This window comes from Caulobacter sp. ErkDOM-E (assembly GCF_048541895.1).
GTDB lineage: Bacteria > Pseudomonadota > Alphaproteobacteria > Caulobacterales > Caulobacteraceae > Caulobacter.
This window is the reverse complement of the sequence record NZ_CP183331.1, coordinates 135,946-153,004: the sequence shown is the minus strand read 5'-3', so window position 1 is coordinate 153,004 and position 17,059 is coordinate 135,946. Positions and strand designations below refer to the sequence as shown.

17 protein-coding genes and 1 pseudogene are annotated in these 17,059 nt (G+C 67.0%); 10 read left to right on the top strand and 8 right to left on the bottom strand.

Annotated features, from left to right (window positions below):
• Window positions 1-10 precede the first annotated feature (10 nt).
• Window positions 11-997 carry a 2-hydroxyacid dehydrogenase gene (locus tag ACN2C7_RS00765; protein ID WP_419253521.1) on the bottom strand — a complete coding sequence of 329 codons (987 nt, stop codon included), beginning with the start codon at window positions 995-997 and terminating at the stop codon, window positions 11-13.
• Window positions 998-1,070: 73 nt separating this feature from the next.
• Here ACN2C7_RS00765 and ACN2C7_RS00760 point away from each other — a divergent pair, with 73 nt between their 5' ends.
• From ACN2C7_RS00760 to ACN2C7_RS00745, 4 genes are all read left to right on the top strand, one after another.
• Complete coding sequence (locus tag ACN2C7_RS00760; protein WP_419319297.1) at window positions 1,071-1,595, top strand: SH3 domain-containing protein; 525 nt, start codon at window positions 1,071-1,073, stop codon at window positions 1,593-1,595.
• Window positions 1,596-1,689: 94 nt separating this feature from the next.
• The gene (gene fabA, locus ACN2C7_RS00755) at window positions 1,690-2,205 is read left to right on the top strand and encodes a 3-hydroxyacyl-[acyl-carrier-protein] dehydratase FabA (protein WP_419319296.1); all 516 of its coding nucleotides are present in this window, start codon (window positions 1,690-1,692) and stop codon (window positions 2,203-2,205) included.
• Between the two features lie 68 nt (window positions 2,206-2,273).
• On the top strand, window positions 2,274-3,491 hold the full coding sequence (gene fabB, locus ACN2C7_RS00750) for a beta-ketoacyl-ACP synthase I (RefSeq protein WP_419319295.1): 1,218 nt from the start codon (window positions 2,274-2,276) through the stop codon (window positions 3,489-3,491).
• Window positions 3,492-3,611: 120 nt separating this feature from the next.
• The gene (locus ACN2C7_RS00745; protein ID WP_419319294.1) at window positions 3,612-4,427 is read left to right on the top strand and encodes an enoyl-ACP reductase FabI; all 816 of its coding nucleotides are present in this window, start codon (window positions 3,612-3,614) and stop codon (window positions 4,425-4,427) included.
• A gap of 15 nt (window positions 4,428-4,442) precedes the next feature.
• Here the strand turns inward: ACN2C7_RS00745 and ACN2C7_RS00740 are convergent, their stop codons facing one another.
• The 3 genes from ACN2C7_RS00740 to ACN2C7_RS00730 are packed head-to-tail and all read right to left on the bottom strand — an operon-like array spanning window position 4,443 to window position 7,756.
• Window positions 4,443-5,051 carry a TetR/AcrR family transcriptional regulator gene (locus ACN2C7_RS00740; RefSeq protein WP_419319293.1) on the bottom strand — a complete coding sequence of 203 codons (609 nt, stop codon included), beginning with the start codon at window positions 5,049-5,051 and terminating at the stop codon, window positions 4,443-4,445.
• Window positions 5,051-6,643 (bottom strand): DHA2 family efflux MFS transporter permease subunit, encoded by a 1,593-nt coding sequence (locus ACN2C7_RS00735; RefSeq protein WP_419319292.1) that lies wholly within the window; start codon window positions 6,641-6,643, stop codon window positions 5,051-5,053. The genes ACN2C7_RS00740 and ACN2C7_RS00735 overlap by 1 nt, the downstream gene beginning before the upstream one ends.
• 9 nt (window positions 6,644-6,652) lie before the next feature.
• Window positions 6,653-7,756, bottom strand: a complete 1,104-nt coding sequence (locus tag ACN2C7_RS00730; RefSeq protein ID WP_419319291.1) for an HlyD family secretion protein — start codon at window positions 7,754-7,756, stop codon at window positions 6,653-6,655.
• Window positions 7,757-8,394: 638 nt separating this feature from the next.
• Here ACN2C7_RS00730 and ACN2C7_RS00725 point away from each other — a divergent pair.
• The gene (locus ACN2C7_RS00725; protein WP_419319290.1) at window positions 8,395-8,526 is read left to right on the top strand and encodes a hypothetical protein; all 132 of its coding nucleotides are present in this window, start codon (window positions 8,395-8,397) and stop codon (window positions 8,524-8,526) included.
• A 15-nt stretch (window positions 8,527-8,541) separates the two neighbouring features.
• Here the strand turns inward: ACN2C7_RS00725 and dut are convergent, their stop codons facing one another.
• Both dut and coaBC read right to left on the bottom strand, forming a co-directional pair.
• On the bottom strand, window positions 8,542-9,003 hold the full coding sequence (gene dut / locus ACN2C7_RS00720) for a dUTP diphosphatase (protein WP_419319289.1): 462 nt from the start codon (window positions 9,001-9,003) through the stop codon (window positions 8,542-8,544).
• A gap of 79 nt (window positions 9,004-9,082) precedes the next feature.
• Window positions 9,083-10,279 carry a bifunctional phosphopantothenoylcysteine decarboxylase/phosphopantothenate--cysteine ligase CoaBC gene (coaBC, locus tag ACN2C7_RS00715; protein ID WP_419319288.1) on the bottom strand — a complete coding sequence of 399 codons (1,197 nt, stop codon included), beginning with the start codon at window positions 10,277-10,279 and terminating at the stop codon, window positions 9,083-9,085.
• A 142-nt stretch (window positions 10,280-10,421) separates the two neighbouring features.
• On the opposite strand from coaBC, the gene ACN2C7_RS00710 reads away from it, so the two are divergent.
• On the top strand, window positions 10,422-10,985 hold the full coding sequence (locus tag ACN2C7_RS00710; RefSeq protein WP_419319287.1) for a hypothetical protein: 564 nt from the start codon (window positions 10,422-10,424) through the stop codon (window positions 10,983-10,985).
• On the opposite strand, the gene ubiB is transcribed toward ACN2C7_RS00710, so the two are convergent.
• Both ubiB and ACN2C7_RS00700 read right to left on the bottom strand, forming a co-directional pair.
• Window positions 10,986-12,491 carry a 2-polyprenylphenol 6-hydroxylase gene (gene ubiB / locus ACN2C7_RS00705; RefSeq protein WP_419319286.1) on the bottom strand — a complete coding sequence of 502 codons (1,506 nt, stop codon included), beginning with the start codon at window positions 12,489-12,491 and terminating at the stop codon, window positions 10,986-10,988. It lies immediately after the preceding gene.
• A gap of 3 nt (window positions 12,492-12,494) precedes the next feature.
• Entirely contained in the window at window positions 12,495-13,253 is a 759-nt protein-coding gene (locus ACN2C7_RS00700) for a class I SAM-dependent methyltransferase (RefSeq protein WP_419319285.1), read from the bottom strand.
• An 81-nt stretch (window positions 13,254-13,334) separates the two neighbouring features.
• Here ACN2C7_RS00700 and mutM point away from each other — a divergent pair, with 81 nt between their 5' ends.
• The 4 genes and pseudogenes from mutM to ACN2C7_RS00680 form a co-directional block, all read left to right on the top strand.
• A complete protein-coding gene (gene mutM / locus ACN2C7_RS00695) occupies window positions 13,335-14,198 on the top strand; it encodes a bifunctional DNA-formamidopyrimidine glycosylase/DNA-(apurinic or apyrimidinic site) lyase (protein WP_419319284.1) in 864 nt (287 codons plus the stop codon).
• A 1,060-nt stretch (window positions 14,199-15,258) separates the two neighbouring features.
• Window positions 15,259-16,146 (top strand): aminoglycoside phosphotransferase family protein, encoded by an 888-nt coding sequence (locus tag ACN2C7_RS00690; protein ID WP_419319283.1) that lies wholly within the window; start codon window positions 15,259-15,261, stop codon window positions 16,144-16,146.
• Window positions 16,147-16,259: 113 nt separating this feature from the next.
• Window positions 16,260-16,892, top strand: a complete 633-nt coding sequence (locus ACN2C7_RS00685; protein WP_419319282.1) for a class I SAM-dependent methyltransferase — start codon at window positions 16,260-16,262, stop codon at window positions 16,890-16,892.
• Window positions 16,893-16,909: 17 nt separating this feature from the next.
• Window positions 16,910-17,055 (top strand): annotated as a pseudogene (locus ACN2C7_RS00680) (hypothetical protein); the annotation flags it as partial.
• Window positions 17,056-17,059 lie beyond the last annotated feature (4 nt).

The following is a 17,059-nucleotide window of genomic DNA, read 5'->3' as shown; positions in this document are numbered from 1 at the left end:
CTTCGTCGCCCTACAGCATCGACGGAATAACCCGGTCCGGCGGGCGGTGGCCGTCCATGAAGGTCTTCACGTTGACGATGACCTTTTCGCCCATGTCGATGCGGCCCTCGACCGTGGCCGAGCCCATGTGGGGCAGCAGCACGACATTGGGCAGCTTCAGCAGCTTGGGATTGATCGCCGGCTCGTGCTCGTAGACGTCCAGGCCCGCGCCGGCCAGGTCGCCGCGCGCCAGCATATTGGCCAGGGCCCCTTCGTCGATCACCTCGCCGCGGGCGGTGTTGACCACGATGGCGTGCGGCCGCAGCAGCTTCAGGCGGCGGGCCGACAGAAGGTGATAGGTGGCCGGGGTGTGCGGGCAGTTGACCGAGATGAAGTCCATCCGGGCCAGCATCTGGTCCAGGCTTTCCCAGTAGGTGCAGCCCAGCTCTTCGGCGATGCGCGGGCTGACCGGCTTGCGGTTGTGATAGTGCACCTGCATACCGAAGGCCTTGGCGCGGCGGGCCACGGCTTGGCCGATGCGGCCCATGCCGATGATGCCCAGGCGCTTGCCCCACAGGCGGCGGCCCAGCATCCAGGTCGGCGACCAGCCATGGAAGCCGCCGCTCTTGACCACTTCGGCGCCTTCGACGACGCGGCGCGAGGCGGCCATGATCAGGGTCATGGTCAGGTCGGCGGTGTCTTCGGTGAGGACGCCCGGCGTGTTGGTGACGATGATGCCGCGCGCATTGGCGGTGGCGACGTCGATATTGTCGACCCCGGCCCCGAAATTGGCGATGAGCTTGAGCCGGTCGCCGGATCGCGACAGAAGACGCGAGTCGATGCGATCGGTGATCGTCGGCACGAGCACGTCGCACCGGCCCATGGCGTCAACCAGTTCATCCGCCGTCAACGGTTTGTCGGTGACGTTGAGTTCCGTGTCGAACAGTTCGCACATCCGCGTCTCCACCGGATCGGGGAGTTTTCGGGTGACGATGACTTTGAGCTTGCGGGCTGCCATGGGCGGTTTGAAAAGCTCTCTCTGACGGGCGTTTAAAAACCTGTAGCAAAGGGGCCCGATGGGGCCAAGCAACATGCCGTCGAATCGCAAACATCGTTCGCTCGGCATTGTGGCCGTTCTGGCCCTGACGGGGGTCGCTGCAAAGGCAGGCGCCGCCGGTCCGCCAAGGGTCACGCCCTCGGGTCTGGAGGTTCCGCGCTACGTTTCGTTGAAATATGAGACCGTCAACGCCCGCAATGGCCCCGACGAGGCCCATCGTCTGCTTTGGGTGTATCGCGCCAAGGGGCTGCCGGTGCAGGTGGTGGCCGAAACCCGCGAATGGCGGCGGGTCTGCGATCCCGAAGGCGGCCTGGCCTGGGTGCACAAGCGCACCACCGACGGCCGCCGCACCGCCATGCGCATCCAGTCCACGCCCCTGGCCCTGCTGGCCAGCCCCCGGGACGGCGCCAAGATCAGCGCCTGGCTGCGCGGCCGCTCGACCGCCAATCTGGACCGCTGCGAGAAGGGTTGGTGCCGCCTCAAGGCCGAGGGCTCGGCCGGCTGGGCCCGCGAAAGCCAGATCTGGGGCGCGGCCCCGGAGCCGCAGTGCAGGCGCTGATCGCAAACTGGCGTGACGAAAGCGCCAGGACTGTTCACAAGCGTTACTGAAAGTAACATTGAGGCGCGACCCACCGTCGTGCTAGGGCGTGACCATGCAACAGAGCTCCTACACCTTCGACGAACTCCTGGCCTGCGGTCGGGGCGAGCTATTCGGCCCGGGCAACGCCCAGCTGCCGGCCCCGCCGATGCTGATGTTCGACCGCATCATCCGGATCGAAAAAGAAGGCGGCAAGTACGGCAAGGGTTATGTCGAGGCCGAGTTCGATATCAATCCCGACCTCTGGTTCTTCGGCTGCCACTTCATTGGCGACCCCGTCATGCCCGGTTGCCTGGGCCTGGACGCCATGTGGCAGCTGGTCGGCTTCTTCCTGGGCTGGTCAGGCGGCCCCGGTCGCGGCCGCGCCCTGGGCGTGGGCGAAGTCAAGTTCACCGGTCAGGTCACCCAGGACGTCAAGAAGGTCGTCTACAAGATCGACCTGAAGCGGGTGATCATGCGCAAGCTGGTCATGGGTATCGCCGACGGCGTTCTGGAAGCCGACGGCAAGCCCATCTACGAGACCAAGGACCTTAAGGTCGGTTTGTTCACCGCCGAGCAGATGGCGTCCTGATCCACGCGTAGGGTCGGCCAACACAGAGCTGACCCCGTTTGGATCTGGGGAGAGAAAGAGGAAAGTTCATGCGTCGCGTCGTCGTCACCGGACTGGGGATTGTCTCGTCCATCGGCAACAACGCCAATGAGGTGCTCGCCTCACTGCGTGAAGCCAAATCCGGCGTGGTCGCCGCGCCGGACTATGCGGAACTGAATTTCCGCTGCCAGGTGCACGCCACGGTCAAGCTCGACTCGTGGGAAGCCCTTGTCGACCGCCGCGCGGCGCGCTTTCTGGCGCCCGGCACGGCCTATGCCCACATCGCCATGGAACAGGCGATCGCGGACTCCGGTCTCGAAGAGTCCGAGATTTCCCATGAGCGCACCGGCCTGATCGTCGGCTCGGGCGGTCCGTCCACCCGGGTGATCATCGAGGCCGCCGCCACGACCAAGGAAAAGGGTCCCAAGCGGATCGGCCCGTTCGCGGTGCCCAAGGCCATGAGCTCGGGTCCGTCGGCGGTGCTGTCGACCTGGTTCAAGATCCGCGGGATCAACTATTCGATCAGCTCGGCCTGCGCGACCAGCGCCCACTGCATCGGCGCGGCTGCCGAACAGATCCAGATGGGCAAGCAGGACATCATGTTCGCCGGCGGCTGCGAGGAGCTGGACTGGAGCCTGTCCAACCTGTTCGACGCCATGGGCGCCATGAGCAGCAACTTCAACGACCGCCCCACCGTGGCCAGCCGCGCCTATGATCGGGATCGCGACGGCTTCGTGATCGCCGGCGGGGCCGGTATCGTCGTTCTCGAAGAGTACGAGCACGCCAAGGCGCGCGGCGCCAAGATCTATGGCGAAGTGGTTGGCTATGCCGCCAATTCCGACGGCTTCGACATGGTCGCGCCGTCGGGCGAGGGCGCGGCCCGCTGCATGCGCATCGCCATGGCCGAGGCCGGTGGCCGCGCCATCGACTATCTGAACCCGCACGGCACCTCGACGCCGGTCGGCGACAGCAAGGAAATGGGCGCGGTGCGCGACGTCTTTGGCGACAAGGCCCCGCTGATCTCGTCGACCAAGTCGCTGACGGGCCACAGCCTGGGCGCCGCCGGCGCGCAGGAGGCGATCTATTCGATCCTGATGCTCAATAACGACTTCGCGGCCAAGAGCGCCAATATCGAGAACCTGGATCCCGAGTTCGCCGACCTGCCCATCTTGCTGGAGCGTTCCGACCGTGAACTGACCACGGTGATGTCCAACAGCTTCGGCTTTGGCGGCACCAATGGCACGCTGATCATCAGCAAGGCCGACTGATCCCGCGCCGCTGGAGGGTTCCAGCGGCGCGCCGACCCTGATAGCTAAATCCCCGAAGATGACCTGTGACGGCGGCCCGTACGGGCGGCCGGCCTATCCCAGAACACGGAGCCCCGACCCATGGCCGACGATTACGCATTCCCCAAGGGCGAGCTGATGCGGGGCAAGAAGGGCCTCGTCATGGGCGTGGCCAACCACAACTCGATCGCCTGGGGCATCGCCTCGCAGCTGGCCGCCCAGGGCGCCGAGATGATCTTCACCTATCAGGGTGAAGCCCTGGAGCGCCGCGTGCGGCCGCTGGCCGAGAGCATCGGCGTCACCACCCTGGTGCCGGCCGACGTCACCGACGACGCCTCGATGGACGCGGCCTTCGCCGCCATCGAAGAGACGTTCGGGACGATCGACTTCGTCGTCCACTCGGTGGCCTTCGCCAACAAGGACGAGCTGAAGGGCTCGTTCGTCGACAACACCACCCGCGAGGGTTTCCTGCTGGCCATGAACATCTCGGCCTTCAGCTTCGTCGATGTCGCCAAGCGCGCCGCGAAACTGATGCCCAATGGCGGCTCGCTGATCACCATGACCTATCTGGGGTCGGAGCGGACCATTCCCAACTACAACACCATGGGCGTGGCCAAGGCCGCCCTGGAAGCGGCTACCCGCTATATCGCCCGCGACCTGGGTCCCAAGGGCATTCGCTGCAACGCCATCTCGGCCGGCGCCATGCGCACCCTGGCCCTGGCGGGCATCGCCGGCGGCCGGGGCATGATCGCCCAGGGCCGCGCGTTCAGCGCCATGAAGGAAGACACCTCGATGGAAGGCGTCGCCGGCGCCGCCTTGTGGCTGGTCTCGGACCTGGGCCGTTCGACCACGGGCGAAGTCGTCCATGTCGACGCCGGCTTCCACATGATGGGCATGCCGGACGAAGTCGAAGCCTAGACCTCGCGTCGTCCCTTAGGGGGCATAGGCGCGCATGAAGCGGCGGGCGATCTCGCCCGCCATGGCTTCGAACTGGGCCTGGGTCTTTTCGGGCGGCAGGCACAGAAGCGCCCGCAGCTGGCTCTGCCCCATCACCATGCCGGAGAAAATCTCGGCCGCCTGGTCAAAGTCATCGACCGCCAGACGGCCGAGGCGGGTTTCTGTCCTGAGGAAATCGGCCAACTGGCCGCGCGTCTGTCGCGGGCCGGCCTCGAAAACCTCATGGGCCACTTCGGGCATTCCCCCCGCGCCCTGGATGATCACCCTCATGATCGAATAGCCGTTGGCCGCGACAACGGTCTCCAGCATCGTGCGGGCGAAGGCCTCAAGGGTTTCGGTCGGGTTCTCGGCTGCGCCGGGATCGCGGAGCGGCGCGGTGAGCCGGTCGACGCGCCGCTCGATCAGGGCCCGGACCAGCTCGGCCTTGCAGCCATAATGGTTGTAGACCGTCTGTTTGGAGACCCCGGCGCGGCGGGCGATCTCTTCCATCGGCGCCGACAGGCCGCGCTGGCCGATCACCTCGACGGCGGCGTCCAGAATGGCCTCGGTCTTGGCGACGTCGATCTGTCCGGGGATCCTGGGCATCAGTGGGCGTCCGAGGGGGGCGGGGCGGCGCCGGCGGCCGGCTTGGCCAGCAGTGAAATACCGGCGGCGATGAAGCAGCCGATGGCCAGCAGGGTGAAGCTGTCGCCAAAGGCCAGAACGGTGGCCTGCTGCTGCATCATGCCGGAAAAGGCCTTGCGCGCCGCGCCATCGGGATCGGAGACGCCCAGCTGGGCCATGCGCGCCGCCAGGCCCGCCATCATGCCCTGGGCCTCCACATTGCCGGTCTGCAGCCTGGAGGTCATGTCGTTGTAGTAGAGCGCCGTCTGCTGGGTGATGCTGGTGGCCAGCAGGGCCAGGCCCATCGCGCCGCCGGTGTTGCGCGAGAGGTTCACAAGGCCCGAGGCGTTCTTGATCATGTGCGGCGGCAAGGTGCTCATCGTGATCTGCTGGGTGGCGATCATCGCGATCATGACGCCGACGCCACGGCAAGCCTGAACCCCCGCGAATTCCCAGAAACCCCAGTCCTTGGTCACGCCGTGGGCCATGTACATGCCCCAGCCGGCCAGAAGGAAGCCGATGAACATCGGCAGGCGCGGGTCGGTCTTGCGCACCAGCCGGCCGGCGATCGGCCCGGTGATGAACATTGACAGGCCCGAAATCACCATGGTGGTGCCGACTTCAGACGCCGAATAGTGCCGCACCCGGCCCAGGAACTGCGGCAGCAGGAAGGTGCCGCCAAACAGGCTGGCGCCCGAAACGGCCGTCATCAGCAAGCCGATCGAGAAGTTGCGGTTTGAAAAGGCCCGCAGCTCGACGATCGGGTTTTTGTAGGTCAGGGACCGCCAGACAAAGACCACGCCGGTGACCGCAGCCAGAACGGCCAGGCCCAGAATGATGTCGTCCTGGAACCAGCTGTTCTTGGCGCCTTCCTCGAGCACGAACTGCAGGCTCATCAGGAAGGTGGCCATGACGGCCAGGCCCAGCCAGTCGAAGCCCTTGGACAGGCTGGGGTCGCCCTCATCGAACTTGCCCCAGCGCGCCACGCCGAACAGCACGATCAGGCCGGTGGGCACATTGATGAAGAACAGCCAGCGCCAGCTGAGCCACTCGGTCAGATGTCCGCCCAGGGTTGGACCCACCGTCGGGGCCAGGGTGACGATCAGGCCCATGATGACGCTGGCGGTGATCCGGCGCTCGGGCGGGAAGGCGGTGAAGGCGACGGCGAACACCGTCGGGATCATGGCCCCGCCGATAAACCCCTGCAGGGCCCGGGTGATGATCATCATGTCGATCGACGAGGACAGGCCCGTCAGCACGCTCATGATGATGAAGCCCGTGCACGAGGCCAGATAGACTTTCTGCGTGCCCCACAGGCGCGACAGATAGCCCGACAGCGGGATCATTACGACTTCGGGGATCAGATAGGCGGTCTGGATCCAGCTGACCTGATCGGCGCTGGCGCCGACCCCGGCCTGGATCTGCGGCAGCGAGGCCGCGACGATCTGGATGTCGAGAATGGCCATGAACTGGCCGATGACCATGGCCCCGAAGCCGAGGAACAGCTTGGTCCAGTCGGCCTGGCTCAGGGTCTTTGCGGGAGCCGCCGGAGCGGCGATGGCGGCGTCGGTCATGGCCGGCGCCTAGCGCGCGGCGCCCTGGCGGGCGACCTGGGTCGGCGCCTGACCGGCCTCGGCGAACGACGCTCCCGAGCGGTCGCGGACGTCGACCTTGACCTCGACCGACAGGCCCGGCCGCAGGGCGGCGCCCAGCTTGGAGGTGTCGACCACGATCTTGACCGGCAGGCGCTGGGTGATCTTGGTGAAATTTCCCACCGCGTTCTCGACCGGGATCAGGGCGAACTCCTGGCCAGTGGCGGGGGCGAAGCTGTCGACCTTGCCGCGAATGGTTTCCTTGCCGAAGGCGTCGGCCTTGATCTCGACGGCCTGGCCGACGCGAAGGCGCGAGACCTGGGTCTCCTTGAAATTGGCGACGATATAGCTCTGACCCAGCGGCACGACCGACATCAGCGCAACGCCCGGCTGGACCAGCTGGCCGGGACGCACCGAGCGGGCGCCGACCACGCCGGCGACCGGCGTGCGCAGCACGGTGCGGTCCAGGTCCAGCCTGGCCTGCTCGACGGCCGCGTGGGCGGCGGCGGCCTGGGCCAGGGTCTGGGCCTTGGCCGAGCCCAGCGACTGGGCGGCGCGGCGTTCGGCTTCAAGAGCGGCCTGGGCGCTGGCCACGGCGGCTTCCGACTGGCTGGCTCCGGCGCGGGTGGTCTGGACCTTCTGCTGCGAGACCCAGCCCTGGTGGGCCAGGCTGTCATAGCGGTCGAGGTCTGCCTTGGCGCGGCTGGAATCGGCCTGGGCGCTGGAGACGCCGGCCACCTTCTGGGCGATCAGGGCCTGTTCCAGCGAGGCCTTGTCATCCACGGCGCGGACGGCGGCGTCCAAGGCCTGGGCGTTGGCGATGGCCTGGTCCAGGCGGGCCTGGAAGGTGGAGGGATCAATGCGCGCCACCACCTGGCCCACCTCGACCCGCTGGTTGTCGGCGACCAGGATCTCGGTGATCGCGCCAGAGACCTGCGGGCTGATCTGCACGGTGTCGGCCTGGACGAAGGCGTTGTCGGTGGCCTCGAAGCGCTGCTTGTCGATGTACCAGAACACCCCGCCGACCAGGATCGCTGCGGCGGCGACGCCGCCGACGACCATGGGAACGAGCTTCTTGTTTTGCGGCGCGGCCATGACCCAACCCTGACGATCTCAACAGTCCGATCCGCCCGATAGAAGGGTCCAGGGCGCTCGGCAAGTGATAAATGGACGCATCCGTCCAAAAATCAACACCTGCGAGGTCCTAGAGAGTCTCGTCTCGCGGTCGGTCAGGCTGCGCGAGCGGTCGAACGGGGGCCGCCAAGAATGGCGAAAGCCAACAAAAGCTTGTGCACAACCTTGAAGTTAGACATTTCAGAGTTCCCGGCGCTTGGCCTGAGGAAATTCTCGGCCTTTGCAAGGTTAACAAAGCGACAGGGCGGTTTCCTGATCGGTGTCATCCAGTGTAATCGGGTCGGAAATCGATCTCCGAGAGCGGAATATGAGCGGACTTGAACCTGTTGCGACGTTTTGACGCGATCCTCTATACCTGAGTGATCGAGCGAATAGACAAATCCGTCGTTGGATCAATTTTGATTATTGATCGCGTCGCGCGCCGGCCAGTAACGGCGCCGTGAACTGCGCCGTGTGACATCCGGTCGCAATTTCGTCTTGTACTAGAATCAATACAGACTAAAAGCCGTCCCCCACTGCAACCAAGCTTGGGGGAGCGCGTATCTCCCAAGCGGTCCAAGTTCGCCGCGCTCGCTACGCCCGCGCCAAAGGATGCGCCCATGAACGTTCAACCGCCTCTGGAACACTCGCCCCTGGGCATGTTTCGACCCGTCCTGTGGCTCGCCGCTGCGGCGTTCGCCGCCGGCTTTGGCGGCTACATGATCCTCGGCCTGCGCGCCATCAACGGCTAGATTCTTACCCCGGTCTCAGGTCGAGACCCCGGTCGAGCCGAACCCGCCGGCGCCCCGGTCCGTGGCGTCCAGGTCATCGACCTCAATAAGCGTCCATTGCGGCGCGGCGGCAATGATCCCCTGGGCGATGCGATCGCCCCGGCGGATCGTGAAGTCTTCCTCGCCCAGATTGATCAGCAGCACGCAGACCTGGCCGCGATAGTCGCTGTCGACGGTGCCCGGCGCATTGGTCACCGTGACGCCGTTCTTGAACGCCAGGCCCGAGCGCGGGCGAACCTGCATTTCGTAACCATCGGGGATCGCCACCGAAAAGCCGGTGGGCGCCATGCAGCGCGCGCCGGGCTTCAGCACAATGGGCTCGTCTTCCGGCACATGGGCCCGCAGGTCGAAGCCCGCCGCGCCGGCTGTGGCATAGGTCGGGACGGGCAGGTCAGGATTGCCGTCCCAGCGCTTGAAGCGGATCGTTAGAGCGGTCATGTGGGCGGTTCCTGATGGTCGAGCCCGGGGGCTTTAGCTGATTTGGCCCAGCCGGGACCAGAGCGCCGGGACCCGGCGTTTAGGCCAGGGCTCCGGCGATGCGGAGGGCGATGGCGCGAGCCACCTCGTCCTTGGGCGCGCGGTCCCAGCGCTCGGTCCCGCCCTGGGTGACCAGCAGCACCGCGTTTTCGTCGCCGCCCATCACGCCAGGCTCGGTGACGTCATTGGCGATGATCCAGTCGCAGCCCTTGCGCGACAGCTTGGCGCGAGCGTGCATTTCGACATCGTTGGTCTCGGCCGCGAAGCCGACCACCAGACGCGGCCGATTGGGACCTGTGGCCGAGACCGTGGCCAGGATGTCCGGGTTCTCGACGAAGGTCAGGGCCGGCGGCCCGCCCTTTTCCTTCTTGAGCTTGGTCCCGAACGCCTCGTCGACGCGCCAGTCGGCGACGGCGGCGACGAAGACGCCCACATCGGCGGGCAGGGCGGCCTGGCTGGCGGCCAGCATCTGACGTGCGGTCTCGACGTCGATGCGCCTGACGCCCGGAGGCGTCGGCAGAAACACAGGGCCGGCGATCAGGGTGACCTCGGCGCCCAGGCGCGCCAGGGCTTCGGCGATGGCGAAGCCCTGCCGGCCGCTGGAGCGGTTGGTGATGCCGCGCACCGGGTCGATCGGCTCGAAGGTCGGGCCGGCCGTGACCAGCGCCCGCTTGCCCGCCAGCGGCCGGTCACTCGAGCCTTCGAGACGATCCATGATCGCCGCGAAGATCGCCTCCGGCTCGGCCAGACGGCCGGGGCCGAACTCGCCGCAGGCCATGGCGCCGTCGTCGGGGCCGACAAAGCTCACGCCGTCGGACTTCAGGGTGGCGATATTGCGCTGGGTCGCCGGGTGCAGCCACATCCGTACGTTCATGGCCGGGGCCATCAGCACCGGCTTGTCGGTGGCCAGCAGGGTAGTCGAGGCCAGGTCGCCGGCCAGGCCATGGGCGGCCTTGGCGATCAGGTCGGCGGTCGCGGGCGCCACCACCACCAGATCGGCCGAGCGCGAGAGCTGGATATGGCCCATCTCGGCCTCGTCGGTCAGCGAGAACAGCTCGTCATAGACCTTGTCCTCGGCCAGCGAGCCCAGCGACAGCGGCGTGACGAACTGCGCGCCCGCCTTGGTCAGGATCGGCCGCACGGCGACGCCGGCCTTGCGCAGCAGGCGCGTGAGCTCCAGCGCCTTGTAGGCCGCGATGCCGCCGCCGACGATCAAAAGAACCCGTTTGTCGCTCACCGCCGGCCGTCTCCGCTTCGTGTTCAGGCCCCTTATGGCCCATGCGCGGCGATCCGACAAAGGACAAGCTCGTGACGGACTCGACTCGCGTTCCGCTTTCGTTCATTAATCGGTCAGGTTGAACCTGTGGGGCAATGAGATCATGAGGTTGAAGAGCTTTCCCATCACCGCGACCGCGCTTCTGGCGACCGGCGCGCTTTTCCTGACCGCCTGCGACGGCGGCGCGACGGCCGTGCCTGCCTCCAAGGCCGGCGAGCGCAGGGCTTCGGCGGAGGCGACGGACGCGCCCGCCTCGTCCGGCACAGCGTCATCGCGACGCGACGACCCGCGTGATGCGCCGGTCCGCCTGATCGCGGGCAAGCCGTTCTGGGCGGCCAACCGCACCCGCACCGCCGAGGAAAACGCCGAGCGCGCCTTCGAGCGCAATGGCGAGGCCTTCGGCGCGGTCACGGTCGACGACTATGTCGAGGCGGCCCACCGGTTCGTCGCCGACCCGCCCAAGGGCGTCGAGACGTTGAAGCGGGCCAATGGCGACACCCTGATCTACGACCCCCGCGGCAATATCTTCGCGGTGGTGTCGAAGGAAGGCGCGCCGCGGGCCCTGTTCAAGCCCGATGACGGGGCCGCCTACTGGGATGTGCAGAAAGCCCGCGAAAGCCGCCGCGCGACGGCGGCCCGGGAGCGCGGTCAGGCCGACAGCGGCTGATCAGCCCAGGGCCAGGGCGCCGGCCGCGAAGGCCAGGATCGCCACGACGGCGCCTGCCACGAACCAGGCCAGAGAATGTGATCCGGGAGCCGCCGCCACCGCCACCGGGACCGGCGGCGCTTCCGCCAGCCGCGCCAGGGCCCGCAGCGCCTTCAGGGCCTCGTCGGCGAAGTCGCGGACCTTGGCGGCCGGCGACAGCTCGCGGGTGATCCAGCGGCGGACCACCGGATCGGCGGCGGCCCAGATGTCATGGGCCGGATCGATGCGGCGGGCCACGCCCTCGACCGTGACCATGGTCTTCTGCAGCAGCACCAGTTCGGGCCGCAGGGCCATCTCGAACAGGGCGGTGATCTCGAACAGCTGGGCCAGCAGCTTGCCCATCGACACCTCGCGGGCGTCGCGGCCGAAGATCGGTTCGCCCACGGCGCGCAGGGCCTGGGCGAAGGCGTCGACATCGTGGTGGGCGGGCACATAGCCGGCGTCGAAATGGATGCGGGCGATGCGGGCGTAGTCGCGGTTCAGGAAGCCGTACAGAATCTCGGCCAGATATTTCCGCTCGCCGGGACCCAGGCGCCCGATGATGCCGTAGTCGACGGCCACCACCTTGGCCGGGGCGGCGACGAACAGATTGCCCTCGTGCAGGTCGGCGTGGAACAGGCCGTGGTCCAGGGCCTGGGCCAGGAAGCCCCGGGTGATGTTGTCGGCCAGGGCCTTGCGGTCCAGACCCGGCAGCTCCAGTGTCTGCGGATCCGACAGCGCCTCGCCATCGGCCCAGGCCAGGGTCAGGACCCGCTTGCCGACCCCGTCCCAGACCACCGCCGGCGCGGTCATATAGGCGTCCCGGGCCATCACCTCGCCCAGCTCGGCGCAGCCGGCGGCCTCGAAGCGCAGGTCCATTTCCAGGTCCAGGGCCCGGATCACCACCTCGACGAAGTCGCGCGGCTTCAGGCGGCGGGCCTGCGGAACCAGACGCTCGGCCAGATCGGCGGCCAGGCGCAGAACGGCGCTGTCTTCGGCCACGCGCTGTTCGATACCGGGGCGCAGCACCTTCACGGCGACCTTGGTTCCGTCCAGCAGCCAGGCCGGATGGGCCTGGGCCAGGGACGCGGCGGCGACGGGCTCGTCCAGCCGGGAGAACAGGGTCTCGATCGGCCGGCCCAGATTGCGCTCGATTTCGTCGCGGGCCTGGCTGAGCGGGAAGGGCGGCAGGCGGTCCTTGAGGCGCGACAGGTCCTCGGCGAAGGGCGCGCCGAAGATGTCGGCCCGGGTCGACAGGAACTGGCCCATCTTGATGGCGGCCGGGCCCAGGCCCTCAAGCGCGCCGGCCAGCCGCTGGCCCGGGCGTCCCAGCCGGGCGCGGGGACCCGACAACAGTCGCAGTGTCCGCGCCGCCAGCCGCGCCGGGGCCGGCAGGATGGGGTCGAGCTCGCGCGGGATCAGGGCGTCGGCCCGGATCAGCACCCAGCCCGCGCCGATCAGGCGCCAGAACGCGGACATCTGCCCCATGGACTAGAGCGCCCAGCCCTGGTGCATCGCCGCGACGCCGCCGGTGAAGTTGGCATAGGTGGCCCGCTTGAAGCCGGCCTCCTGCATCATCGCCAGGAAGGCGCGCTGGTCGGGGAAGCGGCGGATGCTCTCGACCAGATACTGATAGGCCTCGCGATCCTTGGCGACCCACTCGCCGACCTGCGGGATGACCTTGAAGCTGTAGGCGTCATAGGCCTTGGCCAGAAACTCGGTGGCCGGGCGCGAGAATTCCAGACAGATGAAGCGGCCGCCCGGCTTCAGCACCCGCCGCGCCTCGCGCAGGGCCGCGTCGATGTCGGTGACATTGCGGATGCCGAACGAGATCACATAGGCGTCGGCATAGGCGTCGGGCAGGGGCAGGCGCTGGGCGTCGCCGACGGTCCAGGTGATTTCCGGCTCGCCGCCCTTCTCGATGCCGGCGGCGATCATCTCGGCATTGTAGTCGATGATGTTGATCATCGCGTCGGGGCCGCCCCGGCGCTCCTGGGCGCGGCGGGCCATCTTGGCAAAGCGGCGGGCCATGTCGCCGGTGCCGCCGGCGCAGTCGATGATCACTTCACCGGGCTGCGGGTTCAGGCGCGCGGCGACGGCGTCCTTCCACAGACGGTGGACGCCCCCGCTCATCAGGTCGTTCATCAGGTCGTAGTTCTTGGCGACGCGGTCGAAGACCCCGCGCACCAGGCCGGCCTTCACCGAAGGATCGACGTCCTTGAAACCGAATGTGGCGGCAGGCTTGCTCATGACGTCTATCGACCAGGCTCTCTATATGCTGGATCGCTCTTAGACCGCGCGCTGCGTCGCGTCACCTTCTTGAGGCCGCCCTTGCCTGAATTGCCCGAAGTCGAGACCGTCCGGCGCGGCCTTGAACCCACCTTGAGCGGCGCGCGCCTGAGCCGCGTGCGCGCCAACCGGCCCGACCTTCGCTTTCCCCTGCCCGAGGGTTTCGTCCAGCGGTTGACGGGAGCCAGGATCCTGCGGCTGGACCGCCGCGCCAAATATCTGCTGGCCCCGCTGGATCGCGGCGACACCCTGGTGATGCACTTAGGGATGACCGGACGGTTCGAGATCGCCGCCCCCGAGGGCACGATCCGCCCCGGCGACTTCGCCCGCGAGGTCAAGCCCGACGACAAGCACGCCCACGTCATCTTCGAGACGGAAGACGGCGCGGTGGTCACCTATCATGACCCCCGGCGCTTCGGGTTCATGGACCTGATCGCCACCGACCGGGTGGACCGCCATCCGTGGTTCGCGACCATGGGCCCCGAGCCGCTGGGCGAGGGCTTCACCGCCCAGACCCTGATCAAGGCCTTCGCCGGTCGCAAGCAGGGGCCCAAGACCCTGCTGCTGGACCAGAAGACCGTCGCGGGCCTGGGCAATATCTATGTGTGCGAGGCCCTGCACCGGGCCGGCATCTCGCCGTTCAAGCCCTCGGGGATGATCGCCGGCAAGCGGCTGGGGCCCCTGACCACGATCATCAAGGAGGTCCTGGCCGAGGCCGTCGAAGTCGGCGGCTCCACCCTGAAGGACTTCGCCGCCGCCGACGGCGCCCTGGGCTATTTCCAGCACCGCTTCCGGGTTTACGACCGCGAGGGCGAGGCTTGTCCGACGCCAGGGTGCAAGGGCGTGATCGCGCGCGAGGTCCAGGCGGGGCGGTCGACGTTCTTTTGTCCGGTGTGTCAGGTTTGAGGGGGGGCCTGTGCGCAAATCTTCGACCCGTGCGGTCAAGGCAAGACGAGCATGGTTTCAGAATTCGGTGGTTTTCACGATCATCGCGGCCGCAGCCATGGCCTTGGGTCTGCTGACGGGCTCACCTGTCCTTGCCTTGGCGGGTGGGGCCGCCATGGTTTGCGGGAGCGTCGCCTCAATTCTCCACCACCGGCTTGGCGAGGGTCCCTTCAGAAGCCGCGCCGCGCGCGCACGGTGTATTCGCTCCGAATTGGCGACGTGGACAATAGCGCCCTCAATGGCCGTGGCCGCTCTGGCCATGGCCAATCCCCAGGCCATGCCAAGGACGGCGTCCATCATCGGCCCTGAAACGACGCGTGTAGCCGGCAAACCGGCTGAGATCCGGTCGGAAACCCGTCGCGTCATCATGCCTGACGGTCAGAGCTACTATTACTGGTGCGGGTCAGAGAGCCGCCCTCGACGCGGCTGCCCAGCCCTCACTAGATGGGAGGCTCTACCGCGATGGCCCGAGCCCAAACATATCGAGATGCAGGCTATTGGATCCAGCATCTACGCCCTGACCATGGACGGAAAGGTCATTGTCGACTCTGAGACCGACCACGAAGATCCGCTGTTGAAAGCACTTCTTACCTTTGCCGCTCTTGGCTTAGGGGGTGCTTCCGTCGTCGCAATCCGGCGTCGCATCCGTGATTTGGCGGGACTGAAGCAGCCTCCGAAGCGTCGCCTCCACGTGACTGTTGGCCCGTCAGACCCTGACCAGGGCGAACAAACCTAACCCCGACAAGCGGACGCCCCGCGTCCCGCTCATCCTTAAATCTCTTGGAGACCTTTCCACTCCGGCGATCGTCTCGCCGTGAGATTCAAGGAGGGCTCCCTTCGGCGCGAAGGGGGGCGGGGTGCTCGACGTTCTTCCGTCCGGTGTGTCAGGTTTGAAGGGGGGGCGTGGCCCCTTCCATATCCCAAAGGCCTTCTCGAAGGCTTGGAGCGGGCGGAGTTGATCCCGGCCTGCAACCCTTGGAACGCGGGTGTCCACAGCCACCAAGCTTGCTAGGCTTCATCCATGAACGCCTCTGACCAGATCAGAACGATCGATGAGCCGCTGGTGCGGGCGCTGGTGGATGGCCAGTTTCCCCGGTGGTCGGATCTGGCGCTGAGACGCACGCTTTCAGCCGGAACGGATAATGCCATTTTTCGCCTCGGCGAGAGTATGGCCGTCCGTCTGCCGATGCGGGAGAGCGCAGCACCGCAGGCGGAGCGCGAGCAGCGGTGGCTGCCAATACTGGCCCCTGCCTTGCCGCTTGAAATCCCGACGCCTGTCGCGGCGGGAAGGCCAGCCGAGGATTATCCATGGGCTTGGTCGGTGTGTCCTTGGATGGCCGGGGTGGACGCAGCCGTCGCGCCGCCGCTGGACCTCACTCAGGCCGGGCGCGACCTAGGGGAGTTCATTGCGGCCCTCGGTCGGATCGACGCCTCGGGTGGTCCGGCGGCAGGCCGGGCCAACAAGGGACGCGGCCTTCCGCTAGCCCTCCTGAATGAGCGGGTTCGGGCTGATATTGCCGCGCTGGGGGCCGAGATCAACGGAGCGGCCGTCTTGGAGGCTTGGGAAGAAGCGGTGGCCGCGCCGGCGCACAGGGGTCAAGGGACCTGGATCCACGGCGACCTGCATCCGAGCAACCTGCTGGTGCGCGATGGGCGGATCGCCGGCATTCTGGATTTTGGACTTCTCGGGGTCGGTGACCCAGCCTGCGACCTCTTCGTGGCCTGGAGCTACCTCGATGCCCCGGCGCGCCGAGTGTTTCAACAGGCCGCGGGTGTAGGCAAAGCGGCTTGGCTTCGTGGGCGGGGGTGGGCGATCTTCAGCGCGGTCATCGCTTTGGCGTTCTATCTTCACAGCAATCCGACCCTCTGCGCCATGAGCCGGCGGACATTGGCCGAGGTCTTGAGCTAGACGCAGGGCGATCGTCTCGCCGTGAGATCTAAGGATGGCTCCCTTCCGCGCGAAGGAGGGCGGGGCGGTCGGGGACATTGCCGCGAGGCGCCGTCCAACCTTAAGGTTGGGTCATGGCCGCGCCTGGACCCTTATCGCTCGATCACGCCGCGTGCGATCAGGCGACGCTTGATTTCTACGCTGATGAGGCTCGCGTTTACGCGGCCAGCGGACCTCGTGGCGCAAGCCGGCCTTTAGCCGCCTTTCTTCAGGGTCTCGCGCCAGGAGCCCGCATTCTGGAACTGGGTTGCGGAGCCGGTCGAGACAGCGAAGCCATGCTGGCTCGCGGTTTCCAGCTCGATGCAACAGACGGCGTCCCGGAGATCGCCCGCGAAGCTGAAGGGCGGATAGGTCGCCCGGTTCGCGTGATGCGCTTCGATGAACTCGACGCGATGGATGAGTATGACGGCGTCTGGGCCCATGCCAGCCTGCTGCATGTCCCCCGCGCCGCACTTCCAGGCGTTCTGTCGCTTGTGTTTCGCGCCCTAAAGCCGGGTGGAATCCACTTCGCCAGCTTCAAAGGCGGCGGCCGTGAAGGGCGTGACGGCTTGGGCCGCTACTTCAACTATCTCTCGGCCGATGAAGTCAGAGCCGCCTACAGGCGCTCGGCCGCGTGGGACATTGAGGCCATCACGGAAGAGCTGGGCCGCGGCTATGAGGGTGGCCAGGGGCCTTGGGTCGCGATCACGGCACGCAAACCGATCTAGTCGCCGCCCCTCTCTATATCTCACCGTCATTCCCGCCCTTGTGGCGGGAACCCCTCTATCCACCGCAGGTGCGGGAGAGGCGGGGTGCGCGCGCACCTCGCTGGCACTTCACGTGTCAGTTGAAGCAGGGGTTCCCGCCACAAGGGCGGGAATGACGGGAGGTTTGG

Coding starts and splice junctions, on each gene's coding strand:
- ACN2C7_RS00745 (WP_419319294.1), top strand. CDS start 3,612: ATGGCCGACGATTACGCATTCCCCAAGGGCGAGCTGATGCGGGGCAAG.
- ubiB (WP_419319286.1), bottom strand. CDS start 12,491: ATGGGGCAGATGTCCGCGTTCTGGCGCCTGATCGGCGCGGGCTGGGTG.
- ACN2C7_RS00690 (WP_419319283.1), top strand. CDS start 15,259: ATGAACGCCTCTGACCAGATCAGAACGATCGATGAGCCGCTGGTGCGG.
- ACN2C7_RS00765 (WP_419253521.1), bottom strand. CDS start 997: ATGGCAGCCCGCAAGCTCAAAGTCATCGTCACCCGAAAACTCCCCGAT.
- ACN2C7_RS00730 (WP_419319291.1), bottom strand. CDS start 7,756: ATGGCCGCGCCGCAAAACAAGAAGCTCGTTCCCATGGTCGTCGGCGGC.
- ACN2C7_RS00740 (WP_419319293.1), bottom strand. CDS start 5,051: ATGCCCAGGATCCCCGGACAGATCGACGTCGCCAAGACCGAGGCCATT.
- ACN2C7_RS00760 (WP_419319297.1), top strand. CDS start 1,071: ATGCCGTCGAATCGCAAACATCGTTCGCTCGGCATTGTGGCCGTTCTG.
- fabB (WP_419319295.1), top strand. CDS start 2,274: ATGCGTCGCGTCGTCGTCACCGGACTGGGGATTGTCTCGTCCATCGGC.
- dut (WP_419319289.1), bottom strand. CDS start 9,003: ATGACCGCTCTAACGATCCGCTTCAAGCGCTGGGACGGCAATCCTGAC.
- ACN2C7_RS00700 (WP_419319285.1), bottom strand. CDS start 13,253: ATGAGCAAGCCTGCCGCCACATTCGGTTTCAAGGACGTCGATCCTTCG.
- ACN2C7_RS00685 (WP_419319282.1), top strand. CDS start 16,260: ATGGCCGCGCCTGGACCCTTATCGCTCGATCACGCCGCGTGCGATCAG.
- ACN2C7_RS00725 (WP_419319290.1), top strand. CDS start 8,395: ATGAACGTTCAACCGCCTCTGGAACACTCGCCCCTGGGCATGTTTCGA.
- fabA (WP_419319296.1), top strand. CDS start 1,690: ATGCAACAGAGCTCCTACACCTTCGACGAACTCCTGGCCTGCGGTCGG.
- ACN2C7_RS00710 (WP_419319287.1), top strand. CDS start 10,422: ATGAGGTTGAAGAGCTTTCCCATCACCGCGACCGCGCTTCTGGCGACC.
- ACN2C7_RS00735 (WP_419319292.1), bottom strand. CDS start 6,643: ATGACCGACGCCGCCATCGCCGCTCCGGCGGCTCCCGCAAAGACCCTG.